This window comes from Dyadobacter jejuensis, from assembly GCF_003149085.1.
GTDB classification, from domain to species: domain Bacteria; phylum Bacteroidota; class Bacteroidia; order Cytophagales; family Spirosomataceae; genus Dyadobacter; species Dyadobacter jejuensis.
This window is the reverse complement of sequence record NZ_QGDT01000006.1, coordinates 244,293-269,290: the sequence shown is the minus strand read 5'-3', so window position 1 is coordinate 269,290 and position 24,998 is coordinate 244,293. Positions and strand designations below refer to the sequence as shown.

General features: G+C 47.4%; 17 protein-coding genes. 12 read left to right on the top strand and 5 right to left on the bottom strand.

Translation table 11 applies throughout. The features are described 5' to 3' along the window. Positions 1 to 8: 8 nt before the first annotated feature. On the top strand, positions 9 to 1,703 hold the full coding sequence (locus CLV98_RS13735) for a RagB/SusD family nutrient uptake outer membrane protein (protein ID WP_109674940.1): 1,695 nt from the start codon (positions 9 to 11) through the stop codon (positions 1,701 to 1,703). Between the two features lie 137 nt (positions 1,704 to 1,840). Here CLV98_RS13735 and CLV98_RS13730 read toward each other — a convergent pair whose 3' ends face one another. Further along, on the bottom strand, positions 1,841 to 2,566 hold the full coding sequence (locus tag CLV98_RS13730) for a hypothetical protein (protein WP_146202280.1): 726 nt from the start codon (positions 2,564 to 2,566) through the stop codon (positions 1,841 to 1,843). Between the two features lie 493 nt (positions 2,567 to 3,059). Between CLV98_RS13730 and CLV98_RS13725 the strand changes: the two genes are divergently transcribed. From CLV98_RS13725 to CLV98_RS13690, 7 genes are all read left to right on the top strand, one after another. After that, positions 3,060 to 3,959, top strand: a complete 900-nt coding sequence (locus CLV98_RS13725) for a LamG-like jellyroll fold domain-containing protein (RefSeq protein ID WP_229203368.1) — start codon at positions 3,060 to 3,062, stop codon at positions 3,957 to 3,959. 196 nt (positions 3,960 to 4,155) lie between these two features. After that, a complete protein-coding gene (locus CLV98_RS13720; protein WP_109674895.1) occupies positions 4,156 to 4,767 on the top strand; it encodes an RNA polymerase sigma factor in 612 nt (203 codons plus the stop codon). Between the two features lie 81 nt (positions 4,768 to 4,848). Beyond that, positions 4,849 to 5,967, top strand: a complete 1,119-nt coding sequence (locus tag CLV98_RS13715) for a FecR family protein (RefSeq protein WP_109674894.1) — start codon at positions 4,849 to 4,851, stop codon at positions 5,965 to 5,967. A gap of 188 nt (positions 5,968 to 6,155) precedes the next feature. Next, entirely contained in the window at positions 6,156 to 9,623 is a 3,468-nt protein-coding gene (locus CLV98_RS13710; protein ID WP_158281259.1) for a TonB-dependent receptor, read from the top strand. Between the two features lie 12 nt (positions 9,624 to 9,635). Further along, positions 9,636 to 11,168: a RagB/SusD family nutrient uptake outer membrane protein gene (locus tag CLV98_RS13705; RefSeq protein WP_109674892.1), complete on the top strand. Its 1,533-nt coding sequence runs from the start codon at positions 9,636 to 9,638 to the stop codon at positions 11,166 to 11,168. An 11-nt stretch (positions 11,169 to 11,179) separates the two neighbouring features. Continuing rightward, positions 11,180 to 12,124, top strand: coding sequence for a DUF5017 domain-containing protein (locus tag CLV98_RS13700; RefSeq protein ID WP_109674891.1), 945 nt, complete (start codon positions 11,180 to 11,182; stop codon positions 12,122 to 12,124). 301 nt (positions 12,125 to 12,425) lie between these two features. Then, positions 12,426 to 13,829, top strand: coding sequence for an SGNH/GDSL hydrolase family protein (locus CLV98_RS13690; protein WP_109674889.1), 1,404 nt, complete (start codon positions 12,426 to 12,428; stop codon positions 13,827 to 13,829). A 24-nt stretch (positions 13,830 to 13,853) separates the two neighbouring features. On the opposite strand, the gene CLV98_RS13685 is transcribed toward CLV98_RS13690, so the two are convergent. Both CLV98_RS13685 and CLV98_RS24075 read right to left on the bottom strand, forming a co-directional pair. Next, a complete protein-coding gene (locus CLV98_RS13685; protein WP_310588722.1) occupies positions 13,854 to 14,684 on the bottom strand; it encodes an acyltransferase family protein in 831 nt (276 codons plus the stop codon). Further along, on the bottom strand, positions 14,635 to 14,949 hold the full coding sequence (locus tag CLV98_RS24075; protein ID WP_310588721.1) for a heparan-alpha-glucosaminide N-acetyltransferase domain-containing protein: 315 nt from the start codon (positions 14,947 to 14,949) through the stop codon (positions 14,635 to 14,637). Before CLV98_RS24075 ends, CLV98_RS13685 begins: the two co-directional genes overlap by 50 nt. A 205-nt stretch (positions 14,950 to 15,154) precedes the next feature. On the opposite strand from CLV98_RS24075, the gene CLV98_RS13680 reads away from it, so the two are divergent. From CLV98_RS13680 to CLV98_RS13665, 4 genes are all read left to right on the top strand, one after another. After that, a complete protein-coding gene (locus CLV98_RS13680; RefSeq protein WP_109674888.1) occupies positions 15,155 to 17,731 on the top strand; it encodes a family 20 glycosylhydrolase in 2,577 nt (858 codons plus the stop codon). Between the two features lie 97 nt (positions 17,732 to 17,828). Then, positions 17,829 to 18,692 carry an ROK family protein gene (locus CLV98_RS13675; protein WP_109674938.1) on the top strand — a complete coding sequence of 288 codons (864 nt, stop codon included), beginning with the start codon at positions 17,829 to 17,831 and terminating at the stop codon, positions 18,690 to 18,692. 91 nt (positions 18,693 to 18,783) lie between these two features. Then, on the top strand, positions 18,784 to 20,031 hold the full coding sequence (locus CLV98_RS13670; RefSeq protein WP_109674937.1) for a sugar MFS transporter: 1,248 nt from the start codon (positions 18,784 to 18,786) through the stop codon (positions 20,029 to 20,031). A 113-nt stretch (positions 20,032 to 20,144) separates the two neighbouring features. After that, positions 20,145 to 21,311, top strand: coding sequence for an AraC family transcriptional regulator (locus CLV98_RS13665; protein WP_109674887.1), 1,167 nt, complete (start codon positions 20,145 to 20,147; stop codon positions 21,309 to 21,311). A gap of 51 nt (positions 21,312 to 21,362) precedes the next feature. Here CLV98_RS13665 and CLV98_RS13660 read toward each other — a convergent pair whose 3' ends face one another. Beyond that, on the bottom strand, positions 21,363 to 23,405 hold the full coding sequence (locus CLV98_RS13660; protein ID WP_109674886.1) for a M13 family metallopeptidase: 2,043 nt from the start codon (positions 23,403 to 23,405) through the stop codon (positions 21,363 to 21,365). Positions 23,406 to 23,549: 144 nt separating this feature from the next. Then, positions 23,550 to 24,911: a hypothetical protein gene (locus tag CLV98_RS13655; RefSeq protein ID WP_109674885.1), complete on the bottom strand. Its 1,362-nt coding sequence runs from the start codon at positions 24,909 to 24,911 to the stop codon at positions 23,550 to 23,552. Between the last annotated feature and the right edge of the window lie 87 nt (positions 24,912 to 24,998).

Sequence of the window (24,998 nt, the reverse complement as noted above, 5' to 3'; positions counted from 1 at the left end):
TTATGATTATGAAAAAGATATTTTTTATACTTTGTGTGTCGCTGCTGGCGGCCACTGGCTGTAAAGAGGACTTCCTGACCAGGGAACCCTTAGATGCCCTTACTGACGACACCTATTGGACCAACGAAAAGAATGTAAGGACCTTCGCTTGGGCCTTTTATCCTGCCTATTTCTCAGGGTATGGATCGGGCTTTACCTGGGGAAAATACTTTTCAGGACAGAGTCTTAACGATGACTTTGCCCCCTACAGCCCTTCACAGTTTACCAGGAATGTGCCTGCCAGTGCCTCGGGAACTTCTTGGACCTTCGCCTGGGTGCGTAAAGCCAATCTGTTTTTGAATAGAATTCAAACGGTTCCTATGGACGATGCCGCCAAGGCGCATTGGAGCGGAGTCGCTCGGTTCTTCAGGGCCTTGGAGTACCACGACCTTGTTAAAGAATTCGGAGATGTGCCATATTACGACCAGGTGCTAGAAGAAACAGACCAAGCCAATTTGTATAAACCCCGGGACTCCCGTGGTTTTGTAATGGACCAGGTCTTGGCCGATCTGCAATATGCTGCCGAGAACGTGCGCGTCGACGATGGAGAAAAAGGTCTGGTGGTCAACAGATCGGTGGTGCAGGCCTTTATGTCGCGTATCATGCTTTATGAAGGAACCTACCAAAAGTACCACGGTCTCGACCAAGCACGGTCGAACACCTATTTGGAAGCGGCGCGTTGGGCCGCCAATCAGGTCATTGAGTCGGGAAGGTACAGCACTTTAGATCCTTACCGTGCCTTGTTCACTTCGCTTAGCCTGGCCAGTTCCAAAGGGGTTATCTTATATCGGAAATATGAGACCGGCCAGCTGACCCATAGCCTAAATAGCTATAATAATAAGGAGCCACAGTCGGGGCCCTCTAAGAACGCCATAGAGAGTTATCTGAGCAAAGATGGAAAACCCATTGGGATTTCGCCGTTGTATGCAGGAGATAAGTCGATCCAGGCGGTAATGACCGATCGGGACCCTAGGATCAAAGCCACCTTCGTAGACGTTCTCCGGGTTAGCAAATATGCGCCCAATGCCTCGTCGAGCGGGTATGCTACCCATAAGTTTCTGAATGAGGACACCAAAGAATTGCCCGAAGGCAGTGGTTCCTTAAACCAGACCGATGGGCCCGTCATTCGCTATGCCGAGGTGTTGCTCAATTATGCCGAGGCCGTGGCGGAGCTTGGCTTATTAACTCAGGCCGATTTGGATAAGTCGATCAATAAAATCAGGAGCCGCCCGGGAGTGGCCATGCCTGCCCTAGAAGTGATAGGCGGTGCGCCGGCGGTCAATGGGGTGGTGTATGACGATCCGTCCCGTGACCCTTCGGTTCCGGCCATGCTCTGGGAGATCCGTCGCGAAAGACGGGTAGAGTTGATGATGGAAGGCTTTAGACTTAATGACCTGATCCGTTGGAAAAAGTTGGATTATACCGACACCAAAGCCAATGCTGACATTAATAGAGGCGCCTGGATCAAGAAGTCGGACTATCCTAATACCGATGCCATTATAGAAGGTGGAGCCGCCGAGGGGTATATCATTCCCGCTTCTAAGCCAGAGTCTCAAAGGTTGTTTTTGGACCCTAAGGTATATCTTTCGCCCCTACCACTGGATCAGATTAAGCTTTACCAAGAAGCAGGCGTTGAACTCAAGCAAAATCCCGGTTGGGAGTAAGCCTTGTAATAGTTAGTTTTATTTGAATTGAATGGACCCCGTCCCCAGTGTATCGGTACTCTGGAGACGGGGTTTTTATTTGCACACGTAGGGTATTTTAGGCTAAAATGATAAGCTTTCCATTTCTAAGACGAAGGCTATTGAAATGTTTTGTTCAGCAGCCCGGTCAATTCCCGATGAATTACGTCTGTCGAAGTGGGTGATTTTTCTACCGGGGTGCTGCGACGGTAATAGACCACTTTATTCTCTTGTGCATCTATTACCAGCGTAAAGAGTGAAAGATTGGATTTGACAGGGACGGGAGCGTACATGCCTAGGGTGAGGATTCCTATGCCAACACCTTTGGCGAGCTGGCCGCGAAAATTCCCCTTTACCCGGCCGAAACCCGCACCAATGACCGCCATGGCGTACCGTTGATCCCTAGCTTCCATAAGCGAATCTAAGGTCGGTGGCAGGGGTATGGCATTTAGGTTGCGCTTGGCACGTACCATTTGTATGAGTTGGTTGATCTCTATTTCCGTTTTCATTTTGATGAAGCCGTCAGCAGGCCAAATGGACTCGGACAAATGATAGGTGCTGCTATGGCTGCCCAGAAGGGAGTCGAGCTTATAAGCGGTAATGGACGATAATGAATCGTTAAACTGAGCTTGGTTGCCCTTTTCGATATGCTGGATATACGCTAGGGAGGGGAAGTAGGCGAGTTGCGGAATATCCTTCACCGACTGGCTGGTGGTGAGTACCGCCGGGTTCATACAAGAGCCCAGTAGCAGCATCGAGAGCAGACCGCTTAGGATGGCCACATAGCTGAATGTAGCCGGACCGATTGAGGCGCAATGGCCTGGACCTCTGCTTGTGAATTTCATATAGGACCGTTTAGTTAGTCTGGAAATTACAATAAGAATTAGCTGATTTCCTATCATTTTTTTTTCATCTCCGGATGCCGCCTTACCTTTTTGGTCTCAAAAATAGGAAGACCCCTATTTCTGTTGGATAGGCCCTATCTCTATCCGAAGACACTGTATTGGCCGAGTTGAGGACTTATAGGGTTAATATGGTGCACTGAAGGGGGTAGTTTCTGGCACGATGATGCTTTTGACGCGGGGGGGATAGTACCTATCTATTCGTCTTATAAAAATAAACCCGCTCACTTGAATAGAGTAAAGTAACTCTTGAATTTTTTTTATTAACAAAGATTCATAAGCCTTTTCTAAAATAAGGATCTGGGCTGTGTTGCCATGGGATACAGTGGTTGAAGTATAACCGTCGATCCCAGTAGTATCAGCCGATCCTTTAAATTCCTGCGAAGTTTCCTTCTAAAACTGGTAGGGTGATTGACGTTCCTATACCTTAAAAATAATGATGATGAAGTACCTTTCCTTAAGATTAACAATTCTCATTTTACTAGCACTCCCCCTGTTACGCTCGTCGGGCGTCCAGGCACAAATCTCCAGGGAGAAACCCAACAAAAAACTCATTAAGCGCATTCAAGCCACTAAAGGTTTCCTTGCATTATGGAAGTTTGACGAGCTGCCCGGTCAGGACAGAAAGGCAATAGGAGCGGGCAACTTTCCCTTAAAAGAAATGGCCGGAGAAATACCAAGAAGCAATGAAGGGCCGCTGTCAGGGTTTTCCTTGCAGCTGGATGGGGACAAGTTCCTAAGCCTGACCAATGCCCAAACCAAGGAATTGAACCTTTATGGCCCCCAACAAGGGGTTACGGTATTGGCTTGGGTGAAATGGTCGGGCCAGCATAATGCCTTCGTAGGCGGTATGTGGAATGAATATCAAGATGGGGGAAAACGCCAGTATGGCTTATTCGTGTCGTTACCCTATTATAACGGGATGAGCCGGGTGTGTGGGCATATTTCAAATACCGGTAGGCCAACCCCTCCGTTCCCATATAGTATCGATTATTCGACAAGCAAGCAGGAGGTTCCTAAAGAGGTATGGACTTGTGTGGCCATGACCTATGATGGTCAACGGATCAAATCGTTTGTGAATGGGGTTTTCCTTTCTAGCGAACCCGAGCTGATAGACCATACTAAGGGCTTTGAGGGCTATCCCGATGGCTTGGTACAGCAGAAAAACCCCTATGCCTTCCCCGATGGTATGGGCAATAATGGTTCTGATTTTACGGTGGGGGCCGTTTTACTTAAAAGAGGAATGGGTAATTTCTTTAAAGGACTTATTGGGGGGCTCGCGGTATATGACCGGGCCCTGACCGACTCTGAAATCGAAGCCTTATCGCTGCGATGATCCTTATCCTTCTCGAAGTTTGTGGGCCTAATTAGGGTAAATACCTACGGCCCTGCTGCAGGTGGACCATAGATGAAATTAGCAATAGTAGAGTAATAGTAGAGTAATAGTTACAATCATATTCCCTATATGATGATTCGTATAGCGAATTTGACTTATAAATATATCCAGTTATATTTATACAAAATATATAAATATGCAGTATTTCCTTAACGAAAAAGCGGTAAGCGATCAGGATCAGGCGCTGTGGAGCAGCATCATCGATGATGATAAAAGTGCGTTAAGTGCCATCTTTGATATTTATGCCAAGGAGCTTATTACGTATGGCTATGGTATTACAGGAAATTTAGAGCTCATTGAAGACGCCATTCAGGACGTTTTTGTGGATGTATGGCAATACCGTAAGAACTTATCGCGGAAGGTACAGGTGAAGTTTTACCTTTACAGCTGCCTGCGCAGGGCCATCATGAAGCAGATGCCTCATCGGGGTACCGTGCAAACGGAGGCTTCCGAAATGGAATGGTTGATGAATCCTCAGGACTCTATAGAGCAGCAATGGGTGTCGACCGAAACCGAGCAGCAGCAGAAAAGGAGTATTTCGGAATCCCTTAATACCTTGTCGGACAGGGAGCGTGAGGTCGTAACCCTCAAATATTACTCGAATATGAAAATTAGGGAAATTGCCCTTTTGCTCGACCTCAAAGATCAGACAATCGCTAACACCCTACAGAATGCCCTGACCAAGCTCAGGAAGAATTTAGTCTATATGTTTTTAATGCTTCAGGTGATGTTTGAAAAAATATTATAAAAAAAACACATTTCTTTGGTAGTAAAATGAAAATAGTCGCTCTATGTAGTATAAGAGCAATATTTTCTCAGTAAAATACCAATGAAGGACTATTTGAATTATAATGTTGAAGATTTAGCCCAAGATGATTTTTTCATTTTATGGGTTCTTTCGACCAATATATCCGCAGAAACTTTTTGGCAAAATTGGCTTGAGCGCCATCCCTACAAAAGAAATGACCTAGAGGCGGCCAGGAAACTGGTGCTGAAGGCCACAGACCTCCCCACTCCCGACCTATCCGAGGAGCGGATTCATTCTATCAAGGAATCTGTTTTTAGTAGAATTGAACGATTAGAGAATCCATCGGGGCCTCGCCTGTCTTGGGGTTTTCGGTCCTATTGGTCTATGGCCGCTGCTGTAGCGGGTATTTTGTTGGTGGCAGGTTGGTATATGCAGAAAGAGCAGGCATTGTCGCCTATGGAGCTCAGTCCTTTTGCCACAGCAGTCGTAGAGGAGATTACGACCAAGGAAGTTAATAATGAGTCGCAAAGGGCCATGCTGGTGAACTTGCCCGACGGCAGCTCGGTAACCCTCAGTAAAGGGAGTAGGCTTACCTATCCCAGTCAGTTTGGGGCCGATAGCCGAGAGATCACCTTGAGTGGGGAGGCCTTTTTTGAAGTGGCCAAGGATCCACAGAAACCCTTTTATGTATTTGCCCAGCGGCTTACAACGAAGGTATTAGGGACTAGCTTTAATGTGAGGGCCTATCAGGACGACGATGAAGTGAGTGTGTCGGTCAAAACCGGACGCGTATCGGTATTTCAGGCGGAGGGGACCGAAGCCCAGAAGCCTAAGGGTGGCACTGAGCTAGAAGGCTTGGTCCTGCACCCCGATCAAGAAGCGCGCTTTGTCAATAAGGAAATTAAGTTAGTAGCGCTGCCCGCAAAACGGGAGCCAAAGGCGGTAGATATACCAGAAGAGCTTAGGCAGATGGACTTCGACTATGTGGAAACGCCCATTACCGAGATTTTTAAAGAACTTGAAAAGGCGTACCAAGTGCGTTTCGTATATGACTATACCGTTATGTCTAAATGTCCCATCACTGCGCAGCTGACGGGGGAGCCTTTCCAAAAAAAGCTGCACCTACTTTGCAAGGCTGTAGGAGCTAAATATTCGGAGCAAAACGGAATTATAACCATCACTGGCGATGGTTGTGAATGATTTTATACCTAAACCTAAACCCTTTAACCTTTTACCAAACCATCCCATGAAATAGAACCTAAATCAATTTATTACACCAAAAAAAGAGGCTGGTAAAGTTCGCGCTTCACCAGCCCCCCGATCCGAAATCATCTTGGCGGATGACCGGATTGTCGTGTCAAAATCACCAAATTTTAACGCACAAAATTATGCAAAAAACACAAAGATTACAACAACTGTTGTGGACTATGATGAAGCTCACCTATTATCAACTCGTGCTCAGCGTCGTGTTTGTCGGCATGGTGTCGGCCACAACCATACGGGCACAGGACGTTTTGAATCAAACCATTACGATCCGGATAACCAACCAGAAGATTAAGGATGCCCTTGTCATTCTGGAGAAGAATTCGGACATTAAGTTTGTATACAGCTCCAAAATGATAGATGCCGACCGCCGGGTCAACCTCAATGTATCCAAATCGTCCTTGAAAGAGGTTTTGGAAAAGGTATTGGTGCCTTTACAACTGCAATATGAGGTTTCTGGTCGGCAGATCGTCCTAGAAAAGGCCGAGAAACCCAAGGGAACCGAAAGGATAGACCCTGCTCCTGAGCAACAGACTAGATCCATAAAAGGGAAGGTTACCGAAGAGGACGGCGGAGTGCTACCTGGTGTAAGCGTGGTGTTGAAAGGAACCCAACAAGGAACCATTACCGATACCAAAGGGAATTTTCAACTCGATGTTCCCGATAGCGATGCGGTGCTGGTATTTTCATTCGTAGGGTATATCTCTCAAGAAATTGCCTTGGGGAGCCAAACTACGGTAAATGTCAAGCTAAAGATCGATGATAAGTCGCTGGAAGAAGTGGTGGTAATCGGATACGGAACCGTGAACCGCAAGGACCTGACGGGCTCGGTGGGCCAGGCAAACGTAAAGGATATGCAGAAAGCGGCAGTGAAGTCCTTCGACGACGCTCTAGCCGGGCGCGTGGCTGGGGTGAATGTCTCTTCCAGCGATGGCCAGCCGGGATCCTTGCCCAATATCGTCATTAGAGGGTCCAACTCCCTTACTCAGGATAACTCACCCCTTTACGTAGTGGATGGTTTTCCCCTAGAGAGCAACGATAATAATACCATCAACCCGGCGGAGATTGAAAGTATCGATATATTAAAAGACGCTTCCTCGACGGCCATTTATGGAGCACGGGGCGCCAATGGGGTGATCATGATCACCACCAAAAAAGGAAAGGCAGGAGCCCCAGTGGTAAGCTACGATGGCTATGTGGGCATTCAGAGGGATATCAAGCGTATTCCTTCTATGAGCCCTTATGAGTTCGTAAAGCTACAGCTGGAGCGGGCACCCACGGAGTCCAATGACCGGTATCTGATCGACCCGGAGATGACCCTAGAAGATTATAGAAATGTAGAAAAGGTAGATTGGTACGAAAAATCCCTGCAGGCGGCCCCCATGCAAAACCATAGCATTTCGGTGCGGGGGGGAAATCCTAACAGCAAGTACTCCGTTTCCACCTCTTATTTTGACCAAAAAGGTATATTTATCAATACCGGTTTCAGAAGATGGCAGGGGCGGTTTACATTGGATCAGCAGATCAACAACCGCTTGTCATTTGGTATCAATACCAATTATAGTGATACCAAAAGTTATGGACTGGTAGCGGCGCAGGGAGGTGGCTCTGCGGGTATTATTTATAGTATCTGGTCCTATAGACCCGTATTCCCCGAGCCCAACGTCAACCTTGATGTCGACGTGCTCGATCCGGCCGTTAATCCGGCTCAAGATTATCGGATTAACCCCTATATCCAGCTGACCAATACCCATAGAGAGAATTTTTCCAATAGTCTGATGAGCAGCGGGTATATGTCTTATACCCTCGCCGCCGGCCTTAAGCTGCGGGTTACCGGAGGGCTGAACCGTGCGACCTACCGATACGATAACTTCTATAATTCGAATACAGCGACAGGTAATATCGCCTCTCCTTCCTATAAGGGGATTAACGGAAATCAGTCGATGACGACCTCTACCAGCCTTTCCAATGAAAATACGCTTACCTGGACCAAAAAATTCAATAAAAACCATAACCTGAATGTAGTGGGTGGTTTTACCCAACAAATGGGTAAATACGAAAGGTTTGGCGCTACCGTGGTGATGATCACCAATGAGGATTTGGGAATGAATGCCTTAGACGAAGGAGCTCCTACCCGGGTAGATGCGAGTAGTTCCCTATGGAGACTTAATTCCTTTTTGGGAAGGGTCAATTATACCTTTAAGTCGCGGTACTTGCTGACGGCCTCCATGCGGGCCGATGGATCCTCGAAGTTGGCACCCGAAAACCGTTGGGGCTACTTCCCTTCGGCAGCCTTCGCCTATCGCCTCAGTGATGAGCCTTTTATGAAAAAAATAGGGCTTGTCAATGATGCCAAAGTGAGGCTCAGTTATGGTGCCACGGGGAATAACCGGGTGAGTGACTTTGCTTATATGTCGTCGATCTCCTCGTCTTATAACGATTACTCCTTCGGAAATGCTACGCCATCGGCAGGCTCCAGAGCGACTGCCTTAGGCAATGCGGCATTGAAATGGGAGACGACCAACCAGTTCAATGCCGGGATAGACCTTGCTATACTGAAGAACAGGATCTCTTTTACTGGAGACATATACCACAAAAAGACGAAAGACTTGCTCTTAAATGCTCAAATTCCCTATACGTCGGGATATACCGCTACCTATAAAAATATAGGTTCCGTATCGAATAGTGGATTGGAATTGACCTTAAATACGACCAATATACAGTCGGAGAAATTTACCTGGAACTCCAGCTTCAATATCTCTTTTAACAGAAATAAGGTACTGGCGTTGACCGACAACCAGGAGTCGATGACTTCGGTGATTGGGAGCACCGCTTCGGGCTATAGTGTAACGCCGATCTACATCGCTAAAATCGGACAACCTATCGCCATGCTTTACGGTCTGTTGAGCGATGGGCTTTATGGCTACGACGACTTCAACCAGCTGACCAACGGGAACTATATCTTAAAGGATGATGTGCCTACCAATGGCAATGCCCGGGCGTCTATTAAGCCGGGAGATGCCAAGTTCCGGGATCTTAACGGTGACTTAGAGGTAAACAGTGCCGACCTGACCATTATCGGAAACCCGAACCCCGACTTTATTGGAGGCTTCAACAATAATTTTATGTATCATAATTTTGATTTGAACGTATTCTTCCAGTTTTCAGTCGGCAACGATGCCTTTAATGCCAACAGAAACCAGTTTGAAGGCGGGGCCTATACGGTTGGAAATACCAATTATTATGCCACCTATGCCAACCGTTGGACGGAAGAGAACCCGGATGGCATTTATCCACGGATCAATGGGCAAGGTACTACGGCGGGCTACGGCAGCCGCTATGTAGAGGACGCTTCTTATCTTCGTTTTAAGACGGTTTCCTTGGGCTATAACTTCCCAACGAGTAGACTGGCAGCCCGCAAAATTAAGTCCCTAAGGTTGTATTGTACGGCTCAAAATCTATTTACCTGGACCCGCTATACTGGCATGGACCCAGAGGTTTCTACCCGTAATTCGGCCCTTACTCCCGGATTCGACTATTCCCCATATCCGCGGGCTAAGAGCATTGTTTTAGGGCTAAATGTTTCATTTTAAAACTAATTTGATATGAAAAAAATAATATCAATCTTCATCATCTACTGTGGCTTATTCGTCAGCTCTTGTACTTTGGATACGGTTCCGGTAGACTTTATAGCGTCCGAATACTATTTCAGCAATGAAGAGCAGTGTACCCTAGCCCTTACGGGGGTGTACGATAGGATGGACTATAATTATGCCACGAACTTGTGTACCCTATTCGATACCGCCGACGAGATGTGGGCATTCGGCACCATAGGGCCTTGGGTGAACTCCTTTTATTCTAGTGATACCCGTATCAGCTCTTTTTGGAAACAAATGTATGAGGGCATCGAACGCGCCAATATGCTCCTAGACAAGATAGACGATGCCGACATGGACGACTCCAGAAGGATGGTGATCAAGGGGGAAGCCAAGTTTTTACGCGCCTACTACTACTTTATGTTGGTGCAGAATTTCGGGGATGTGCCCTTCAAAACGACCGCTACCGCTTCGGCTTCCGACCTGTTCTATCCCCGGGTTTCTTCCGACGAGATCTATGACTTTATTTATGATGAAATGGTAGAGGCCGAAGCCATGGTGGCCCCTATCACCAGCTACGACTATGCCGAACATGCCAGTAAATCGGCTGTTCAGGGAATGCTCGCCAGGGTGAGTCTCTATATGGCAGGCTTCCCCAACAACCGGACCGAGAAGTATGCAGACGCCCTAAAATGGTCGGAAAAGGTAATTCAGCAAGGTTTTCATACTTTAAATCCAGACTATTCTCAGGTTTTTATCAATCTGATTCAAGACAAATACGACACCAAAGAAAGCATTTGGGAAATTGGGTTTAGGACTACGGGTGCTAGTGACTCCTATTATGAATTTGGAGAAATGGGTAATACCAATGGGATTTATCAGAATATTCTGGAATATGGAGCGGCAACGGGTACCTTTAAGGTATACGGTGCGCTATGGAATAAATACGATACCTTGGATACCCGGCGCGACTGGGCCATAGCTCCTTACGATTTTGTATATAATTCCAATCCTCCTGAGAAAAGATACTTCGACAGCACGAAAGCGACCAACAGCCGCTATATAGGTAAGTATCGTCGGGAGTACGAGCTTAGTGCCAACAAGCAAAAAAGGGCCAATGGGACCAACTATCCACTATTGCGCTATGCCGACGTATTGCTGATGGCGGCAGAAGCCGAAAATGAAGTGAATGGTCCTTCTCTAAAGGCTTTGGGCTATTTGAACCAGGTACGGGAAAGGGCGCAGGCTCCGTTGATCAGCGACGTAGCATCGAAGGATACCTTCAGAAAAATATTGCAAGATGAAAGAAGCCTCGAGTTGTGTTTTGAAGGGTTGAGGAAACAGGATCTTAAACGTTGGGGGATCTTGATCCCTACCATGAAAGACCTGGCTAAGTATATCAGGGATACAGAAACCAATGCCACCATCGTGACCAGGGCTACTTTGCCGTTAGACAACGTGACCGAGCAACATTATTACTACCCTATTCCTTTGAGGGAGATGAATTTGAATAAGTTATTAACTCAAAACCCTGGCTGGTAAACAATCGTCTTATGAAAAATATACTCAAGATCACCATGGCGGTGGCTTCCTTAACAGTAGGGGCTTGCAGCGTCGATAAAGTGGCCTTGCCCGAACTACAAGTGACTACCGAAAAGGTAAGTTATAAAGTGGGAGAGGTCGTTAATTTCAATTTTGAGGGCAACCCCGATCGTATTTATTTCTTTTCGGGCGAGCTCGGCAAAAGACATGAATTTGCAGGAAGGGCTACCGCCGATGGAACTCCTCAGCTACAGTTTAGTACCCTAAGGGAGAATGGCAAACAGGAAGGGTCCTTAAGACTGATGTTGTCTACTGATTTTCCTGGGATAACCGTCGGGGATTATGAAGCCACCCAAAAGAGCATTACGGAGGCTAGCTGGACCGACATTACGGGCCCAGCCACGCTGTCGACTGGCACCAAAGTGTCCTCTGGTGCACTGGACCTCTCCGAATATGCCCAGGAAGGTCAACCCGTTTTTATTGGATTTAAATACCTGGCAACGCCAGGGTCCATCCAGAATAAATGGACGATATCGGATTTGACATTGAAGAATGTGCTGTCGGACGGTACCAGCTATACCTTGGCCAATATGACCAATACGGCCATATCTAATTATGGCGTGTCCACCAATTATAGTCCCGGTTGGGCGTCTTATTGGATCAGTAGCGGCTACACATGGGGGCTAAGTAGCAACAGGTTGATCATTACAGGGGCTACTTCGGCTGCCAATGCCACGCTCCCTGCCGAATCCTGGACCCTCATGGGCCCAGTCGACTTAACAAAAGTCACCCCCGACGTAGGTCAGCACCTTAAAGGCCTGGACACTAGGTTGGAGAACTACGAATACAGCTATTCGGCCCCTGGTACGTATAATGCTACTTTCGTGGCCGCCTCTACCAATGTTTATGGCGATAGAGAGGTCGTACGAACCGTTCAGATTACAATAACCGAATAGGTAAAAAGACCATAGGAAGGCTAGGTCGAAAGGCTCGGCCTTCCTATTTCTTGTCATTAAAAGGTTATATGTTCGCTAATAGGCCCTTTCTATGGATAGCCTCTCAGAGGTAAGGCTTGTCTGCTTATATGCCGACAATATTCTGCCCTGCGGCGAAGCGACAGGCGGCAATGGTTTTGTGAATTTCCAAAATATATTGCCCCAATGGAGCAGTGGAGCAATAATCATAGCATAGTCAAGGACGCTCAAAATAAGTTTGGCCACTGTCTCCAATTTAATTGCCATCATTTAAGTTAACCATATGAAATACATTTTTAAGAGGACTTTATTCAGAATTGCCGTTTTACTTTTTTTAGTACCAGTTCAGGTATTCTCTCAGAACAAAACAGAACCTATTTTTAAAGATGGCGATACGGTATGCTTTGTAGGCAATAGTATTACCAATAATGCGCTGTTCTACAATTATATCAATTTGTTTTATGCTACCCGCTATCCAGAGCGTAAGGTGAAGTTTGTGAACTGTGGCATATCGGGTGATGTAACGCAGGGTATTCTGAACCGGATGGACAGCGATATACTGGTACATAACCCCTCTTGGTCGGTGTTGATGATCGGGATGAATGACGTCAGCAGGAGTCTGTATGCGAAGTCGCGCCAAAACGAGCCGGGGATAAAAGAAAAGCAAGCCCAGGCGTTGGATAAATATCGTAAGAATCTGGAATTGGTGGTAGCACGGCTATTAGAAAATGGGCGTAAGGTGATCATCGAGAACCCCACCATATACGATCAGACGGGCGACCTACCTACCGAGAATTTTTTCGGGGTGAATGAAGCCTTAAGGAAATGTGCGGATTATGGTGAAGAGCTGGCCAAAAAGTACCAGTTGCCAACCGTCGACTATTGGACGACGCTTTTGGAGGTCAATAAAAAAGTACAAGAAAAGGATAAAACGGCCACTATTATTGGCAATGACAGGGTACATCCTGGAAGTCCGGGGCATTTGATAATGGCTTATGAATTTTTGAAATCGACAGGTGCCAGTCCTTATGTCTCTAAAATGGTGGTCCATAAAAAAGCCGCCAAAAGAAATTCAAATAGCCTGAACTGCACCATTGAAAACGTAGCCTATAGTAAAAATGGCCTTCAGTTTGAGGCCAAGGAAGAGGCGCTGCCTTTCCCAGTTGGCCAGGATGCGCTGGCTGCCTTGTCGCTCGTACCTTTTACCGACCGGCTCAATCAGGAAATTTTGCAGGTAGAAGACCTTGCCACGGGGGAGTATGACCTCCTGATAGACCAGGTGCTCGTGGGTACTTATCCTTCTCAGGAGTTGAAGAAGGGGGTCAATCTAGCCCTAGAAAATAAGACTCCTCAGTATCAGAGAGCAGCCAAAATCCGGGATCTCTATGCGGAGTACAGGCGTAACCAGCTGAAATACCGAAATATCGTGAGCATAGAAATACATCATTTGACCGATTCACTTAAGACGGCCCCCATGGACCAGCGGGAGGCGGCCTTAACGAAGCGGTTAAATGACAAGTATGAGGAGGGAACGGGTACTTATCAATATCATAAGTCACAGTATAAGTCGTATCTGGAAAATAAGTTAAATGAAAGCACTATCAAGGCGGCACTCACCGATCTGGTTACGGAGGTATATGCATCCAACAAGCCTGTGACGCATACCTATGAGTTGGTTCGGAAATAAGGTCCTGTTTTTATACCCAGCACACTACATTTTAATAAAGATTTTTTTCTTGTATAATAAATAGGCAGGGATAAAGTTGAGTCCCACAAATGCCAAGGCATAACAGAAACTCGCGAAGGGAGGAGCAAGGCCGATACCAATGGCCCAGTCTACAACATGCGCATTGATGGTTTTATCGCCTATAGGTAGGAGGTAAAAAATTAAAGCCCATAGGTCGGCCAACACATAGACGGCTATGGCATTGGCACCAAAAATAACGCCGGGCCTTGTTCCTTTCTTTCTGTTAAGAATATCCACTACAAAATATACCGCTCCCAGCAGCAAAGTAGCGAAGCCGCTGGTGAGTACTACAAAGGAGCTCGACCATAAGTTTTCGTTAATCGGAAAACTCAGGCTCCATACATAGCCTCCCACTATGCCAGCCAAGCCGAGGGCCATCAGCCGATTGGCGATCAGGCTCGGACTTTCTTTTTTTAGTAAAAGTCGCCCCACCACCATCCCCGAGATACAGGTCGCTATAGAAGGGAAGGTACTCAATATCCCTTCTGGATCCCAATTGCCCTGCCACATGGTGCCAGGAAGATACTGTTGGTCTATCCATGCCGCTAAGTTACGGCCAGGCTCCAGCAATACCTGTCCCGTGCCTGGGGTAGGGATATAGTTCATCGCCAGGTGATAGCCCACCAGTATCGACAAAGCCACGGCAACCTGCTGGCGCCAGTTGCTGTTGAGGAATAAGATGGCACTCACCATAAATACGATGGCGATTCGGTGTAAGGTGCCTGTGTACCGCAGCTCTGCAACATTAAAGTCGGGCAGCAGGTTGAGGAACATCCCCACAGCGAATATTTTCAAGGAGCGTATTACTATTTTCTGGTAGATAGGTCCTTTGGAGGTTTAGCTTAGGAGTATAAGCTAAGGCAATAGATACACCTACTATGAACAGAAAGGTGGGGGCAATCAGGTCGGTGAAAGTCAGGCCATTCCAATGCGAATGCTGAAAGGGGTGGTATACGAAACTCTCGCTGCCAGGGAAGTTGACCAGTATCATGGCCGCAATGGTATAGCCACGGAGGGTATCTAGCGAGAGGAGTCGGGTGCTTTTTGTGATTTGAGACATGTAGGGAGGTTTTAAAGAGTACCGATTAGCCATAGGAATGGACTATTCCCTAAGCGGGCTGAAACCAAGTGTTGCTCATTTTTTAACAGAATTCCCAAATTATCATTCTACAATAGTATCATTGTCTTATTTCAAAGTACTATTGATATTCGGATGTATCCGATGGGAGTACCCTACTGACATCTTACTTTTAGTACTACAACTTATGAAGAAAATAAACCTTTTACTCGTATTATTCTTGGCTGTTTTAGGCAGCTGTTCCAAGTCGGGCACCGGCACGGAGGGACGAAATATCGGGGTATCATGGAAGGTGTTGAGCAATTTCATTGAACCTGAAGGCAGTTTTAAGGCTAGGTTCACACTCACCAATCATAGTGACTTTGCTCTCGACGATAAAAATTGGGCTTTATTTTTTAATATGTCACCTAGGCCTATCCATCCTAACCAGGAGCCTGAGGCCGCCAATGTGGAGCATATCAATGGAGACTGGTACAAGCTAGTACCCAATGCGGGCTTTACGCTCCAGCCAGGCGACTCTATTCAGATCGGCTATTGGGGCACCGAAGGCATTATTAAAGAGTCCGACGCTCCGATGGGCCTCTATTTTGTGTATTACGATGAGGCAGGCAAAGAGGAGGAAATTGTACAAGTGGCCGATTTTAGGGTAGAGCCTTTTACCGACAAAGAGCAGATTCTTCGGGGAGCCATGGACCTAAAGTCCTTACCTACAGCCGAGAACCGCTTCGAAGAAAATTCATATCTTTCTACCCTCACTGCGCAGGAATTGCTGCCTATCATCCCCTCCCCTGTCAAGATGAGTCGGGGTCAGGGGGCCTATACCCTTCTAAGTTCGGCCAAGATATACTTTGAGGTGGGATTGGAAAAAGAGGCGGCTTATCTGGCGGCCAAGCTCAAAGAGGCTTCAGGTACGAATTTTACAACCGAGAAAAGCTCGGCTGATGCCCAAGGCGGCGTGCAGCTGAAGCTAGCGCCAGGGAAGATCAAGGGCAAGGAAGCTTATCAGCTGACTGTCGACACCAACGGAATCCGAATTGCTGGGAACGACCCTGCCGGGGTGTTTTACGGAATACAGAGCTTGGCACAGCTGATCCCACTGGACGTTTATCAGAAAAAATCCAAGGAGCTGTTGATCCCAGCAGTTTCGGTAGAAGATGCACCAAGGTTTCCATTTCGAAGCATGCACTTAGACGTAGCCCGTAACTTCCAAACCAAGGAGTCGGTGATGCGGATTTTAGACCTACTGTCCAGCTATAAAGTGAACCATATGCTCCTATATACCACCGAAGATGAAGGGTGGAGAGTGGAGATAGACGGACTCCCTGAACTGACAGAGGTGGGTGGTCAGCGGCAACATGTGGCGGGTATGAATGCCTCTGCGCTGCAGCCAGGCTATGGCTCTGGCCCGGTAGCCTACGACGAAGGCAAGCATGGCAGTGGGTTTTATACCAAGGCCGACTTTATAGAAATACTTAAATACGCCCACGAGCGTCATATCAAGATTATACCCGAACTCAACTTTCCGGGCCATGCTTTGGCGGCTATTAAAGCCATGGAAGCGCGCTATGAGCGGTTGATGAAAGAGGGTAAAGAGAAGGAAGCTAACGAATTTCGCCTGATAGACCCAGACGATAAGTCAGAGTATTTGTCGGCCCAGGCCTACAAAAATAATGTAGTGAATGTGGCTCGGGAATCGAGCTACCATTTCTTTGAGAAGGTGGTCGATGAGATGGCCAAGCTTTATGAGCAAGCTGGGCTCACGATGGATACCTTCCATACCGGTGGAGATGAGGTGGCCGAAGGGGCTTGGAGTAAGTCGCCGATGGTAGCGAAGCTTCTTAAAGAACATCCAGAGATAGGTGGGGTCAAGAAATTACAGGCTTATTTCTTTTCGAGGCTTTTGCCGAGATTAGAAAAAAGAAACCTAAAGGTGCATGGCTGGGAGGAAGTGGCCCTCAACAAGCAACCCGATGGAACGTATGAGGTCAACCCGGCCTTTGTAGGGCATCAGGTGGTCCCTTATGTATGGAATAATGTTTATGATGTCGATTTGGGTAACCGGCTTGCCAATGCAGGATATGATGTCGTGTTGTGCAATGTTACCAACTTCTATTTCGACATGTCCTATAGCAACGATCCTAAGGAACCAGGCTTGTACTGGGCCGGCTTCGTTAACTCCAGGGATAACTGGTTGTTTGCACCCTTCAATATGTTCCGCACCACCGAAGAGACGGCCATGGGTAAGCCTATGAAAGAGGAGTTCGTAGGCAAGGAGCTGCTGAAGTCGAGTGCCAGAAAGCATATCATTGGCGTAGAGTCGCAGCTATGGAGCGAAACGATAAAAGGACGTGATATGATGGAATATGCTACCCTTCCCAAATTACTCGGCTTTGCCGAAAGCAGCTGGGCGGCAGAGCGTCCCTGGGAGTCGGTGGCCAACGATGCTCAAAGACAAAAGATGACCCAGGCAGGGTGGAATATTTTTGCCAATTCTATGGCTCAGATACATATGCCTCGGTTGAGCTACCTCAATGGGGGATACCACTATCGTGTGCCAACTCCCGGAGCCAAAATAGAAGGTGAGATGCTTCATGCTAACATAGCCCTTCCCGGCCTTGCCATACGCTATACCACCGATGGGACCGAGCCCACCGTTTCCTCGGCGTTGTACACCGAGCCCGTTGCCGTATCGGGTAAGGTGAAGCTTAGGGCCTTCGACCGCAGTGGAAAAGGAGGCATGGTTTGTGAATTAGAAACAAAATAAGGAGTTCAAGTAATAGGTACCGTAGCTTTTTTTATTCCTTAACCTGTATGGTTATGGGTAGGGAGTTGTATGGCATAAAATGGTTAATAAAGATTCGATGAAGATAGGTGTAGACATAGGAGGAACCAATATTCGTGCTGGGCTGGTGCAAAACGGGGTTATAATGGTTCAGCGACAGCTGTTGTTGGAGCAGAAAGATAGCTTGGATGCAACGCTAGCCCAGCTCATTGGTCTCATCCGTCCTTTGATTCAGGACGGAGTAGACGGCATAGGTATTGGGGTGCCCTCGGTGGTGGATGTAGCACAAGGGATTGTATATCATGTCATGAATATTCCCTCCTGGGAGGAAGTGGCGCTACGGGAAATATTGGAGGAGGAGTTTCACATTCCCGTGGCCATCAATAACGACGTCAATTGCTTCGCCTTAGGAGAGCATCGCTACGGACAGATGCAAGGCTTTAGCTCCCTGATCGGCCTGGCCATTGGCACAGGGCTAGGCTCTGGGATTATTACTAACAACCGCCTCTATTCGGGGCATAACTGTGGAGCCGGTGAAATTGGGATGCTGCCTTATCATGACTCCATTTTGGAAGAATATGCCAGCAATCGGTTTTTTGAAAGAGAGATGGGGATGGGTGCATTTTTGGCTCATTCTCGGGCCTTGGAGGGCGACCGGCAGGCCATAGAAGCATGGAAAGCCTTTGGGGGGCACTTGGCTTCTGCTATCAAAGTGCTTTTGTATGCCTTCGATCCCGAGGCTATTGTAATCGGGGGCTCCTTGGCCAAGGCACAGGCCTTGTTTCAATCCAGTATGTTGGAGAGCCTACAAAGCTTTGCTTATCCTAATACCCTGGAAAGGCTCCATATTAAAATGTCGAGAAACGAAAATATTGCCTTGCTTGGTGCGGTAGCCCTGCTCGACGATATATCTACCACAAAGGTGAAATCTGGTATTTTATGAGGCTTTTTGTAATTTGACCCATTGGGCAGGCTGCGAACTACCCAACCTATGCCATATGTATTCTTTTTAGCCCTAATCTTAACCCACCATGATGCAACGAAATACCTTTATTGTTGTTCTTATCTTTCTTATTTTTTTCGTTATCTCTTTCCTGACTAATATTCTGGGGCCCATTATACCGGATATCGTTCAGAGCTTCGACTTGAGTATTGGTTTGGCGGGATTCTTGCCTTTCTCTTTTTTTGTTGCCTACGGTATCATGTCTATTCCGGCGGGTTTGTTGGTAGAAAAGTATGGGGAGAAGGTCATCTTATTAAGCGCATTTCTCTTGGCATTTATTGGGGCCTTCCTGTTTGCCATTGTGCCGAGTTTTACCGTAGCCTTATTGTCTTTATTTATTATTGGTATTGGGATGGCCATGTTGCAGGTGGTCATCAACCCACTTTTGCGGGTATCGGGAGGGGAGTCTCGCTTCGCTTTCAATTCGGTGTTGGGGCAATTGTTCTTTGGAGGAGCCTCTTTCCTAAGCCCTATGCTGTATAGTTATTTGGTATTAAATGTTCATACAGGAAGTGCCGATTTTCCTTTTACCTTATTAGACGGCCTAGTGCCATCCGACCTCAAGTGGGTTTCGCTGTATTGGGTCTTTGCTGTGATAGCCCTGCTGATGGTGCTGGTGATCGCCTTTGTTCGCTTCCCTAAGGTGGAGCTTCAGGACGACGAACGGATGGATGTAGGGAAGTCCTTTACCGAGCTTTCTTCCAATAAATATGTGTGGTTGTTTTTCTTGGGGATTTTTGCCTACGTGGGTACCGAGCAAGGGATCGCAAACTGGATATCACAGTTTTTACAAATGTATCACGGCGTCGATCCGGCCACCCAAGGGGCCTCCGTTATATCCTCGTTTTGGGGGTTGCTCACGGTAGGGTGCTTCCTAGGCTTGGTGCTATTGCGTATATTCGATAGTCGGCAGGTATTGGTATTCTTTACCACAGGAGCCACTCTATCTCTTTTGGCGGCTTTATATGGGTCGGTAGAGGTAGCCCTCTATGCCTTTCCTATGACGGGCTTCTTCGCTTCTGTCATGTATTCGGTTATCTTTTCATTGGCTCTCAATTCGGTGCCGCAGCACCACGGTACCTTTTCGGGGATCCTATGTGCGGGGATTGCTGGAGGAGCGGTAGTGCCGCTTATTATTGGAGGACTAGCCGAACTGGTGGGCCTGCAAACGGCCATGCTGTTCCTGCTGGTTACCCTTGGGTATATCCTGAGTATAGGGATCTGGGCGAGGCCTCTAGTGAAAAACGATACGGTCAAAAGCCTTAAAGACCTCTTTTAGGAAGGCGCCTACTGGATAAGCCAATGCATGGGCTATCTTTGTCTGAAATTAGTGTGGGGAGGGCCTATTGCCTTATGTAGTGGGGTCTTTCCATCAAAAAAAGAGGATCAGTTATGTACAAAATCATTCTTTTGCTCGACTTTGCCGAGGCCTATAGCAAAAACCTGATGAAGGGGATCAATGCCTATTCCAAAGAGCATGGCCCATGGATTTTCTGTAGGATGCCTCTATTTCATCGGGAGACGGTCGGAATGGATGGTATACTCAAATGGGCCCTGGAGTGGGGTGCCGACGGTATCATCGGTCAGCTGTATAATGACCATGATATTCAAAAAATTGTGGATGCTGGAATACCCGTTATCGCTCAGGATTTTAAGGAGCGGTTTTCGGAAATACCCAATATTACGGGAGATTACCAAAACACCGGGGCCTTGGGGGCCGAGTATTTCCTAAAAAAAGGGTTTACTAATTTTGCCTTCTACGGCTTTGGTGACATTGTATGGTCCAGGGAACGCGCCGAAGGCTTCGAAGATCGATTGGTTTCCTCGGGGCATGAAGTACATTATTTTGAACATAAGAAAGCCCGCTCTACCGAGCTGTGGTACTATAAGCCAAGCTCTTTGAGCCGCTGGCTCATGTCTTTGCCCAAGCCCATCGGCCTCATGACCTGCGACGACAACCAGGGACAACATATTACCGAGGCCTGCCGCCATGTGGGAATCCGCATTCCGGAGGAAGTGGCCGTGCTGGGCGTCGACAACGACGAAATGATCTGTGACCTCTCCGACCCCCCCTTGTCGAGTATAGCCCTAGACACCGAGAAAGGGGGCTATGAAGCGGGAAAGCTGATGGACCAGATGATTCGGAATGGGGCTCAGTCCTATTATGATATCGTGGTTGCTCCTTTGCAGGTCATCACCAGGCACTCTACCGATATCTATGCCACCAACGACCGCCATATAGCCTCTTCCTTGAAATATATTCACCAGAATATCGATAAAAACCTGAATGTAGAGGAGGTGGTCAAGCAGGTACCGCTGTCGCGCAGGGCCTTGGAGAAGCGGTTCTTAGAGATCACCGGTTTCCCCATCTATAAGTATATTTTTAACTTACGTATCGAGAAGTTTACTCAGAAACTCCTCGATACGGATATGTCGGTATTTGAGATAGCGATGGACATGGGCCTTACCGATAGCAAGAACATCGCCCGGCAGTTTCGGCAGGTAAAAGGCTGTAGTCCTAGCGAATTTCGTAATAAGTACAGCCCGGCTAAGGGGTAGGTGTGGAGAGGAGCCTAGTGGCACCCCTCCATAGTTATTTCCTTGTTTTAACTACCAAATCACGATTCTGGCGCTATCGGGAAGCGAAAGTTTACTTCCTGGAGCACAGTCCCATGCTTCTTGGAATTCTTTCAGGTGGGGTAGGGGGGCGTTGATACGCGCCGTAGCCGGTGAGTGTGGGTCGGTCTGTATCTGGTTGCGTAGGGCGGCTTCGGTGGTGTTCATATGCCATACTTGTGCCCAGCCTAGGAAGAAGCGTTGCTTCCAATTGAACCCGTCGATGAGTTCTGGCTCAGGCTTACCCTTAAGCGACTTTTCTAAGGCATGGTAGGCGAGGGTCATCCCCCCAAGGTCAGCTACGTTCTCTCCGATGGTCAGGGCGCCATTGATCTTGAAACCTGGTAAGGCTTCTATGCCATTGAAATATTCGATATATTTCTTAGTTAGCTTGTCGAAGTTCTCTCTGTCGGAGGCGCTCCACCAGTTTTTCAGGTTGCCTTCGTCGTCGAATTGTGAGCCTTGGTCGTCGAAGCCATGGGTGAACTCGTGGCCAATCACGGCGATAATGCCTCCGTAGTTGATGGCGTCGTCGGCATTGCGGTTATAAAACGGAGGTTGTAGGATTCCGGCTGGGAACACCACCTCGTTGTTCAAAGGGTTGTAATAGGCATTTACCGTTTGGGGAGTCATATGCCATTCAGATTTGTCCACTTCTTTGCCGATCTTCTCTACGGCCTCTTTGTTACTGAACAAGGATGCCGAAATTACATTTTCAAAGAGCTTGTCGGGACTCACTTCAATGGTCGAATAGTCTTTCCATTTGTCGGGGTAGCCTATTTTATAAGTAAATGCCTTTAGCTTCTTATGGGCCTTTGCCTTCGTAGAATCGCTCATCCAAGTAAGCTTGTCGATTCTTTCTCCATATACCGAACGAACATTTTCGATCATTTCAGATACTTTTTTCTTGTCGTCTTCAGGGAAATACTTCGCGCTAAAGAGTTTTCCTAATGGCATACCTAGGAGGCGATCGGTAGAGCGTATAGCCCTTTCGGTACGTCCCTTTTGTTCTTTGGTACCACGCATTACGGTGCTAAAGAATCGGAAGTCCTCCTGGTCAAACTTCTGAGGCAGGTATCCTGCAAAGGTCGACAACAACTGCCACTTGGAGTAGGATTTCAGCGTTTCTATAGGAGTAGCCTTTAGGAGTTTATTAAGGTTCTGCAGATAGGCCTTATTTTGGATGATTACCGTGTCAGTTTTGATATCCTGTTGGGTCGCCAGGGTGATCAGGTCAAAGTCGGGCATTAACTTGTTGGCATCGGCAAAGGACATTTTGTTGTAGGTCTTTACCGGGTCGCGAAGCTCCACATTGGTAAGCTGTAATTTGGCGAGTTTGGTTTCGAAGGCCAGGAGGGTCTTGCCTGGGTTGCTTTCGGTAAAGCCGGCCATGGTGAACATTTTATCGACATGGCCTACAAACTCCTCACGTACTTTGACGGTGCTGGAGTCCTGGCGATCGTAGTAGCTCCTTTCCCCTAGGCTCAGGCCATCTTGTCCTTCATATAGTATGTTGATCTTACTATTGCGGAGGTCACCTTCTACACCATAGCCTACCACACTAGAAACTCCTATTTTCTGTAGACTACCAGCTACTTTGGCATAGTCGGCTAGGCTTTTTATGCTGGCAATTTGATCCAGATAGGGTTTTAAAGGCTCGAGCCCACGTTTTTCTATGGTGGCGGTGTCGAGGAAGGACTGGTAATAGTCGGCGATCTGCTGCTCTTCGCTCCCTTTTTTACGATCGGTTTTTTGGGTTATTTCTTCTATAATCCCTTTGAGCCGTACCTCTTTGTTTTCTTTGTCCAATATCCCAAAGGCTCCCCAGCGACTTTCGGTGCCAGGTATCGGATTGTTTTTCTTCCAGCCTCCGTTGGCAAAGCCGTCGAAGTCGTTACAAGCCAGATAGGAGGAGTCCAAGGAGGTGATGTCAAAGCCAGGCACCGCATTGGCATCGGCTTGGTCCTTGTTTTGGTTACAGGCCGACACCAAAACGGTGGTCGCTAGTATTCCGTAGTGTAATTTTTTGAAATTCATTTGATCTCCATTTTTTGTGACGATGATTAACAAATATAATTATTTAGTAATAAGATTGCGGAACCTGGATACGACTCAAATGATAAAAGGTGAAATTGGCTGATAAAGGTCCAAGTCATGTGCCTGGACCCCGTAAGGAGTGTCTTATCGGTGGTCGATGGGGGTATGGGTGGTGTTCAGCTGCTGCTTGATTTCCTCCAGCTGCTGGGTGCTGGGTAGCGCATATACCCCATGTCGATCGGCCCAAAGGAGCATATCCCCAAATCGTCGCAGGGGCAGGTGGGGCATGATATAATCCACCTTACCCGCTTCCCAAGCCGACACTTGCTCTACGAGCGCAATTTGAGCAGGCCGTATTTGCGGATATATAAAAATTGCCGATAAGGCCCATACGACGCCTACGGTGGCGGTGCACCATTGGTAAAATCGTCGGGGTAACTGAAAGGCATCTCCTGCGATAATCAGGGCCCATAACCAGATACATTTGGCAAAAAAGCTATAACGAGGTGTTATGGCTCCCGCTATCTTGTAGCTGGAGCGCGAAAGGGCTAAGAGCACTGCCGCCAGTATATAAAAGGTGAGCAAGCTATAGAGCAAAGGTCTGCGACGGGCATAGCCATTCCAAAGCAGGTACAGCCACATGGCCAGGATACAAGGTCCTAGCAGTAGTTGAAAGGCAATGTTGAATTGACTCCATAGTAATGTGGGCGGAGAAGTATAGAGGCCAATCCCCAGATAAGCGAATAGGAACTTAAAAAAGGAGAGCAGGTTGAATTCCCCTCGTTCATTCTGCCCAAAATTGAGCTGGTAAAGGTAGAGTAGGATCAACAGGACGGTCATCATAAGCCATAAGAGGGCGAAGCCTCTCTTATTCTTTAGCCATAAAAGGAATACTCCGACGGGCATCACGATGAGGCCGTTTCCAAAGGAGAAGGAGGCCAAAAAACCAAATAATAAGGCCATGGCCAGGTTTCTTCTGGGCTGGTGGTCTATTTGGTCCAGAAAATATAAGGTAATAAAAGCGAATATAAAGCTGGCAAAATGCTGTATGCCACCAGAAAAATAAAGGTTGCTATGCCAGCCTACCATACTGAATAGGGTGCCGCTCACTATAGGGATTATCCAGGGGTTCCCGGGCAAAGTGCGCCGTCCGATATGGACTATATAGAAAAAAACTAAAAAGAGTAAGCCATTTTGGAGGTAGACCAGATGGGCAAAGTTGATATGTCCAAACAAATGATAATAGAGTAAGGTGGCCAGTCGGGAAAGCAGGATCCTATGTTCATTATGTTGCTGAATCAGGTAGGTGAACGTCGACTGCCCCGCGGTCCATTGGTCAAAATAGAATTGTTTGATAAATGCCAACGTGGTGTCATAGTCGTCGTAAGTGGGGAGGTTCAGGGCGGAGCCTGTTAGGACAATAAGAAAAACCACGACGGGAAGGCAGCCCAACAGGTAAATCCCAATTTTGGCTACTTGGCCAGAACGTGGTAGGTTCGATAGCATGGTGTGTGCAAGTAAGAGTAGAAGCTGGTAGGATTTTCAATGAGACCATAAAAGCGGTAACCTCTCCTTCAGAAGAAAAGAAGAGGT

What these genes read in the sequence shown, in the direction of transcription:
- CLV98_RS13735 (WP_109674940.1), top strand. Translation starts at nt 9, where the DNA reads ATGAAAAAGATATTTTTTATACTTTGTGTGTCGCTGCTGGCGGCCACT.
- CLV98_RS13730 (WP_146202280.1), bottom strand. Translation starts at nt 2,566, where the DNA reads ATGAAATTCACAAGCAGAGGTCCAGGCCATTGCGCCTCAATCGGTCCG.
- CLV98_RS13725 (WP_229203368.1), top strand. Translation starts at nt 3,060, where the DNA reads ATGATGATGAAGTACCTTTCCTTAAGATTAACAATTCTCATTTTACTA.
- CLV98_RS13720 (WP_109674895.1), top strand. Translation starts at nt 4,156, where the DNA reads ATGCAGTATTTCCTTAACGAAAAAGCGGTAAGCGATCAGGATCAGGCG.
- CLV98_RS13715 (WP_109674894.1), top strand. Translation starts at nt 4,849, where the DNA reads ATGAAGGACTATTTGAATTATAATGTTGAAGATTTAGCCCAAGATGAT.
- CLV98_RS13710 (WP_158281259.1), top strand. Translation starts at nt 6,156, where the DNA reads ATGCAAAAAACACAAAGATTACAACAACTGTTGTGGACTATGATGAAG.
- CLV98_RS13705 (WP_109674892.1), top strand. Translation starts at nt 9,636, where the DNA reads ATGAAAAAAATAATATCAATCTTCATCATCTACTGTGGCTTATTCGTC.
- CLV98_RS13700 (WP_109674891.1), top strand. Translation starts at nt 11,180, where the DNA reads ATGAAAAATATACTCAAGATCACCATGGCGGTGGCTTCCTTAACAGTA.
- CLV98_RS13690 (WP_109674889.1), top strand. Translation starts at nt 12,426, where the DNA reads ATGAAATACATTTTTAAGAGGACTTTATTCAGAATTGCCGTTTTACTT.
- CLV98_RS24075 (WP_310588721.1), bottom strand. Translation starts at nt 14,949, where the DNA reads ATGTCTCAAATCACAAAAAGCACCCGACTCCTCTCGCTAGATACCCTC.
- CLV98_RS13680 (WP_109674888.1), top strand. Translation starts at nt 15,155, where the DNA reads ATGAAGAAAATAAACCTTTTACTCGTATTATTCTTGGCTGTTTTAGGC.
- CLV98_RS13675 (WP_109674938.1), top strand. Translation starts at nt 17,829, where the DNA reads ATGAAGATAGGTGTAGACATAGGAGGAACCAATATTCGTGCTGGGCTG.
- CLV98_RS13670 (WP_109674937.1), top strand. Translation starts at nt 18,784, where the DNA reads ATGCAACGAAATACCTTTATTGTTGTTCTTATCTTTCTTATTTTTTTC.
- CLV98_RS13665 (WP_109674887.1), top strand. Translation starts at nt 20,145, where the DNA reads ATGTACAAAATCATTCTTTTGCTCGACTTTGCCGAGGCCTATAGCAAA.
- CLV98_RS13660 (WP_109674886.1), bottom strand. Translation starts at nt 23,405, where the DNA reads ATGAATTTCAAAAAATTACACTACGGAATACTAGCGACCACCGTTTTG.
- CLV98_RS13655 (WP_109674885.1), bottom strand. Translation starts at nt 24,911, where the DNA reads ATGCTATCGAACCTACCACGTTCTGGCCAAGTAGCCAAAATTGGGATT.